Raw genomic sequence first — 5,484 nt, 5'->3', positions numbered from 1 at the left:
ACGCCGGCCAACACAATGCCCGGCGCCGAGGCCGCCATCACCCCGACGGTGCCGGGCATTGTGTTGGCCGGCGTGGCGGTGTTCTGGCTGATGCATCGCCAGCAGCGCGCGGCCATGGTCTGATATGCATCCGGCGGTCTGGTAAAAAAATGCCGGGCCGCCGCCTTGCCTGTCCGCGTCCCCTGGCCTAAGGTAAGACATCATTCCCTGACGCTTATCGTCCCTATGGCTTACACCTCCCGTTTGCTCAATGCGATCCCTGGCATCCGCCACGCTTTTCTCGATGTCCATGAAACCGCCGCCTTTCCCTATGCCGAGCTGGCTCCGGTGAAGCTGGTGCATGGTAATGAGGTTCATCATTATCAGCAGCCGCTGCCGACGCGCCCGCACGCCGACGCGGTGTTTACCGCGGTAGCCGGGCAAAAGGTGGGGGTGGTGACCGCCGACTGTCTGCCGCTGCTGATCGCCTCGCGCGACGGTCGCTACGTCTGCAGCGTGCATGCCGGCTGGCAGGGGCTGGTCAGCGGTATTGTCGACAACAGTCTGGCCTGTTTTCGCCAGCAGGGGGTGGCATTGGCCGATCTGGTCATCGCCGTGGGGCCGTATATTCACCCCTGCTGTTACGAAGTCTCCGCCGGATTCTATCAGCAACTGCTGGACCAGCCCGGCGGTGACCGGGTGGCCCGCCATCGCCAGCGGCTGTTCCACTCCCGTTCGGGCCCGGTCAGCGATCCGCTCAAAGCCGCCGCGCGTGGCAGCGATAATCTGTGGTTTGATCTGCGCGCCTTTGCCGAAGCGATCTTCGCAGAGGCGGGGGTGGCGCCGGCGAGCGTTGAATGGCTGGGGAGTTGTACCTACTGCACCCCGCAGTCGCTGGGCTCCTACCGGCGCCGGACCCATTTTCCGGCGCCGAAGAGCTTTCAGTATTCGTGGATCATGCGCGAAGCCTGAGGCGGGCTCGCGCTAGAGCACCCGAAAACCGTGGGTGCCGTCGCGGGCCAGCTGATCCACCAGGCCATACTCCCACTCCAGATAGGCCTGCATGGCCTCGGCGGAATTATCGGTTCCTTCGTACGGACGACGATAGCGGTCACGGCGCTCGACGGCGAGGCCGCTGTCGCCATGCGCCAGCGGCAGACCGGCGGCGATCCACGCCAGCGTCCCGCCGGTAAGCAACTGCACCGGTTTACCGGTCAAGGCCGCCACCTCCGGCACCGCGTAGCGGGCCAGCAGACTGCTGCCGCAGGTCACCACGTAACGTTGGGCGGGAGGGATCACGTCCAGGGCCTGGCGCAGCTGCGAGCGCGTTAGCCACCACGCGCCGGGGATATGGCGAGCGACAAAGTTGGCGCTGGTGGTAAAATCGAGCACCACCGTACCGGGTTCTTCCAGCTGTTGTGCCAGCTGCGCCGGGCTTATCTCCTCCGCCTGCGGGCCGGGCGGCACCTCGGCGGCTGGCACCCCGCGTTCGCTCAACTGGCTGGTCGACAGCGCGCTCAGCCGCGCCGTCTCCCAGCCCATCTGCGCCAGCCACGAGCCGGTTATCGCCGCCCGGATGCCATCGTCATCCAGCAGCACAATGCGCGCCCCTCGTACGCTGGCGAAGTGGTCGGTCTCCTGCACCAGCTGGCCGCCTGGCGCGCTCAGGCTGCCGGGATAGTGACCCGCCGCGTACTCTTCGGGGCTGCGGACATCAAACAGGAAGGTGGTGCGGTCGCTCTGCTGCAGCCAGCGTTGCAGCGTGGCCTCATCGATGACCGCCACCCCGGCCCGTTCGGCAAAATGCGCCACCTCAGCGGCCCGGGCGCCGGAGGCGCGGGAGGAGGGATCGTATTGCCGCTGTTGCTGGTGCGCCAGCGTCTGGCCGGCCAGCGTCCAGCCGATAGTGCCATTGCGCAGGGCATGGACCGGGTTTGGCACGCCGGCGTTGATCAGCGACTGGGTGCCGATGATGCTGCGGGTGCGTCCGGCGCAGTTGACGATAACCGGCGTCTGCGGGGAGGGCGTCAGGCTCTCTACCCGCAGGGCCAGCTCGCCGCCGGGCACGCTGATGCTGCCGGGGATGCTCATGGTCTGGTACTCATCGAAGCGCCGGGCGTCGACGATCACCACCTCCTGCCGGCTGTCGATGAGCGCCTGAACCTCCTGGGCGCTGAGCGACGGTGTGTGACGCACGCTTTCCACCAGCTCGCCAAAGGCTTTACTGGCGGAGTTGACGTCCTGAAACAGCTCGCCGCCGCTGCGGCGCCAGCCGGCGAGACCCTCGGCCAGCAGGGCCACATCCTGATAGCCCCAGGACCGCAGCCGTTCGACGGCGATCTCCGCCAGACCCTCGCCGTTGTCGTAGACGGTGAGCGGGGTGGTGAAGCGCGGTATCCGCCGGCGGACCTCCAGCTCCAGTTTGCTGAGCGGCAGATTGACGGCAAACAGCGGATGAGCGGTGGCGAAATCGGCCTCTTCACGGACGTCGATCAGCGCCAGTTCACGACGGTCGAGCAGCGCCTGGCGGATCCCGGCGGCCTGGCGATAAGCGTAGGTGGACATAGTGGTTATCCTTGATGTTCGCGGGAGGAATCCCAGATATTGGGTAAATGGCGGTTAGAGTAGCCGGAGATAAACGGTTTCTGCTGCCCTTCCGGGGTATACACGGCGCGCTTCACCGCGCCGATATTGCCGCCGTAGACATGAATGCTGATGGAGACGCGATCCGCCAGCGCATTGCTGACGCGATGAATATCGCCATCGTCAGCGGATACTTTCTCCACTTGGCCTGCTTCCAGAAGCGTGGCGGCGCCGAGCGCGCGCGGTATGCCATCGGCATCCAGCTGGTAGCGCTGGTTTTCCTCCGCGCCGCGCAGCATCCCAATGGCCCCCCACACCCGGTGGTCATGGATCGGCGTCGCTTGCCCCGGTCCCCAGACGAAGCTGACAATCGAGAAGCGCTCCCCGGAGTCGGCATGCAGCAGATACTGCTGGTAATGGTGCGGATGCGGCAGGGTGTACTCTTCCGGCAGCCAGTCGTCGTAACGCACCAGCGCCGCCAGCCGCTGCGCCACGGCGTCAAGCAGCGGGGCGGTCTGGTGGTGTTCGCGGTGCAGGCGGTCTACCTCATGAATGAAATGGCGTAATTTTTCCAGTCGTGGTGCAGTCATGTGCGGTTCCTGTCAGAGGGACTGGTCAAAACGCTAACAGAGGCGTTAATATTATTTAAATGCAATTTACGCATATATTAATATGCAAATTTCACATAAGGATCCTATGCGCATTGACGATATCGACGCTTTGCTGGCCACGGTGCAGTTTTCCTCCCTCAATCAGGCCGCGGAATATCTGGGGATCACCCAGTCGGCCATCACCCGGCGCCTGCAGCGTCTGGAACAGGAGCTGAACGTCACGCTGTTAGAGCGCCAGACCCGCCCGCTGACCCTAACCGCCGCCGGACACCGGGTGTACGAGCAGTGTCTGAGCATTAAGCGTGAGACGAAAAAACTCTACAGCCTGTTGGATCCGGAAGGCGAGCCGCGCGGCGCGCTGCGTCTCGGCGTGCCGCAGAGTCTCAGCGAGATTGCCCTGCCGGCGGCGCTGTCGGCGCTGAGCCAGCAGTTTCCCGGACTGTCGCCGCAGATCACCTGCGGCTGGAGCGGACAGCTGCAGCGCCGGCTGGAAAACGGCGAGCTGGACGGCATGCTGGCGATGGGGCCCGCCCAGCAAAACTTCGCCGAGGGCTACAGCGGGCGCCTGCTGTGTCCCCTGGAGGTGGTGCCGATCGTCGGCCGGCGTTTGAATTTGCGCGCGTCATCCCTGCGGGAGTGCGCCGAACGGGGCTGGATCCTTAACCCCGACGGCTGTGGCCTGCGCGCCGGGCTCATTCGCGAGCTGCAGAGCCAGGGATTGCGGTTGACGCTCAACGTCGAGAGCGCGGGCGCGCAGCTGCAGATAGCGCTGGTGGCGCAGGGGCTGGGGCTGGGTCTGGTGCCGAGGGCGGTGCTGGCCAGCAGCCCGTGGCGGGACGAGGTTGCGGTCCTCAGCCTCAGCGATTTTCAGCCTGCGGTCTCACTGTGGCTGATCCACGCCCAGTATCTGGCGAACCTGCAGCCGCCGCTGGCCTTTTTTGCCAGCAAAGTGATGCAGCAGCTGACCGTATCCGACTGAAAGCACTATGCATTTTTGTTTAATGCTAATTAAGCATATTAAGATATGATAAAAATGCATTTTGCTCATTAACACGCTCTGTATAGGGTAATGACCAGCGCCGCTGTCGCGGCCACTCCATTACCCTGACGCAAGGAGTTGTTCATGAGCATTCAGTTTCTCGGCATGATTGGCCACCGCCTCTCTTCCGAAACGATTGCCCCGGTGGGGCCGATCTTTGACCGCGACTATATCGTTCGCTTTGCGCAAACCCATGAAGCCGCCGGGTTTGATCGTCTGCTGGTCGGCCACTGGTCCGATCAACCCGACGGCTTTCTGGTGACGGCCCTGGCCGGACTGTCGACGCAGAAAATTCAGTACCTGCTGGCCCATCGTCCCGGTTTTGTTTCCCCAACCCTTGCCGCGCGCAAATTCGCTACCCTTGAGCACCTGCTGGGGGGCCGCTTGGCGGTGCATATCATCAGCGGCGGCAACGATGCCGAGCAGCGCCGGGATGGCGATTATCTCGACCACGACCAGCGCTACGCCCGCACCGACGCCTTCCTCGACACCGTGCGCCAGGTGTGGACCAGCGAGCAGCCGGTGGATATTCACAACGATTTCTATCAGGCCGAGCAGGCCTGGTCCGCCATTCGCCCGCTGCAAAAACCGCATCTTCCGATCTATTTTGGCGGCTCGTCGGAAGCGGCCATCGCCGTCGCCGGCAAACATGCCGACGTCTTCGCGCTGTGGGGCGAGTCGCTGGCGCAAACCGGCGAGACCATCCAGCGCGTACGCGCCGAAGCGGCGAAACACCAGCGTGATATCGGCTTCAGCGTCTCGTTCCGGCCGATTATCGCCGACAGCGAAGCCGAAGCCTGGGAGAAAGCCGAGCATATCCTGCACGTCGCCACCGAGCAGGCGGCGCAGCGCGGAGGCGGGTTCAAAGCCAAACCGGACAGCATCGGCGCCCAGCGGCTGCGGGCCACCGCGGCGCAGGGCAGAGTGGTAGACAAACGTCTGTGGACCGGCATCGCCCAGCTGGTGGGCGGCGGACATAATTCCACCGCGCTGGTGGGCACCCCGGAGCAGGTGGCGGATGCGCTGCTCGACTACTACGACCTCGGGGTGCGTAACTTCCTGATCCGCGGCTTCGATCCGCTGAACGACGCGGCCGACTATGGCCGGGCGCTGCTGCCGATCGCCCGGGAAAAAGCCGCCCGGCGTGCGGTGGCGGAGCGCGCATCGTGATCCATCCTGAGCGCGACGACTGGGCCCGGCAGCTGACGGCGCTCCGCCAGCAGATGGCGGAGCAGGCAGCCAGCCTTGACGCCAGCGGCGAGTTTCCCTGGC

Annotated in this window: 6 protein-coding genes and 1 pseudogene; 5 read left to right on the top strand and 2 right to left on the bottom strand. The window is 64.6% G+C overall.

The genetic code is table 11. The features are described 5' to 3' along the window. The coding region (locus KHQ28_RS29155) for a hypothetical protein (protein WP_228298267.1) at positions 1–123 on the top strand (123 nt) is incomplete at its 5' end. Between the two features lie 102 nt (positions 124–225). Continuing rightward, the gene (locus KHQ28_RS08505; protein ID WP_009307636.1) at positions 226–951 is read left to right on the top strand and encodes a polyphenol oxidase family protein; all 726 of its coding nucleotides are present in this window, start codon (positions 226–228) and stop codon (positions 949–951) included. A 12-nt stretch (positions 952–963) separates the two neighbouring features. Here KHQ28_RS08505 and KHQ28_RS08500 read toward each other — a convergent pair whose 3' ends face one another. Together KHQ28_RS08500 and KHQ28_RS08495 are read right to left on the bottom strand one after the other, a co-directional pair. After that, positions 964–2,544, bottom strand: coding sequence for a rhodanese homology domain-containing protein (locus KHQ28_RS08500; RefSeq protein ID WP_032418845.1), 1,581 nt, complete (start codon positions 2,542–2,544; stop codon positions 964–966). Between the two features lie 5 nt (positions 2,545–2,549). Next, positions 2,550–3,152, bottom strand: coding sequence for a cysteine dioxygenase (locus KHQ28_RS08495; RefSeq protein ID WP_002908526.1), 603 nt, complete (start codon positions 3,150–3,152; stop codon positions 2,550–2,552). Between the two features lie 106 nt (positions 3,153–3,258). Between KHQ28_RS08495 and KHQ28_RS08490 the strand changes: the two genes are divergently transcribed. From KHQ28_RS08490 to KHQ28_RS29150, 3 genes and pseudogenes are all read left to right on the top strand, one after another. Beyond that, positions 3,259–4,152, top strand: coding sequence for a LysR family transcriptional regulator (locus tag KHQ28_RS08490; protein WP_032418846.1), 894 nt, complete (start codon positions 3,259–3,261; stop codon positions 4,150–4,152). Between the two features lie 144 nt (positions 4,153–4,296). Next, positions 4,297–5,392 (top strand): annotated as a pseudogene (locus KHQ28_RS08485) (LLM class flavin-dependent oxidoreductase). Then, the coding region (locus KHQ28_RS29150) for a hypothetical protein (protein ID WP_318747189.1) at positions 5,379–5,484 on the top strand (106 nt) is incomplete at its 3' end. The pseudogene KHQ28_RS08485 and the gene KHQ28_RS29150, both read left to right, overlap by 14 nt.

The sequence above is a fragment of the Klebsiella sp. 28 genome (assembly GCF_018223905.1).
GTDB lineage: Bacteria > Pseudomonadota > Gammaproteobacteria > Enterobacterales > Enterobacteriaceae > Klebsiella > Klebsiella pneumoniae.
The sequence above is the reverse complement of the archived record's forward strand: the minus strand, read 5'-3'. Positions and strand labels throughout refer to the sequence as shown.

Bases quoted from the DNA above. Each gene is read 5' to 3' on its own strand.
- KHQ28_RS08495 (WP_002908526.1), bottom strand. From the start codon at position 3,152: ATGACTGCACCACGACTGGAAAAATTACGCCATTTCATTCATGAGGTA.
- KHQ28_RS08490 (WP_032418846.1), top strand. From the start codon at position 3,259: ATGCGCATTGACGATATCGACGCTTTGCTGGCCACGGTGCAGTTTTCC.
- KHQ28_RS08500 (WP_032418845.1), bottom strand. From the start codon at position 2,544: ATGTCCACCTACGCTTATCGCCAGGCCGCCGGGATCCGCCAGGCGCTG.
- KHQ28_RS08505 (WP_009307636.1), top strand. From the start codon at position 226: ATGGCTTACACCTCCCGTTTGCTCAATGCGATCCCTGGCATCCGCCAC.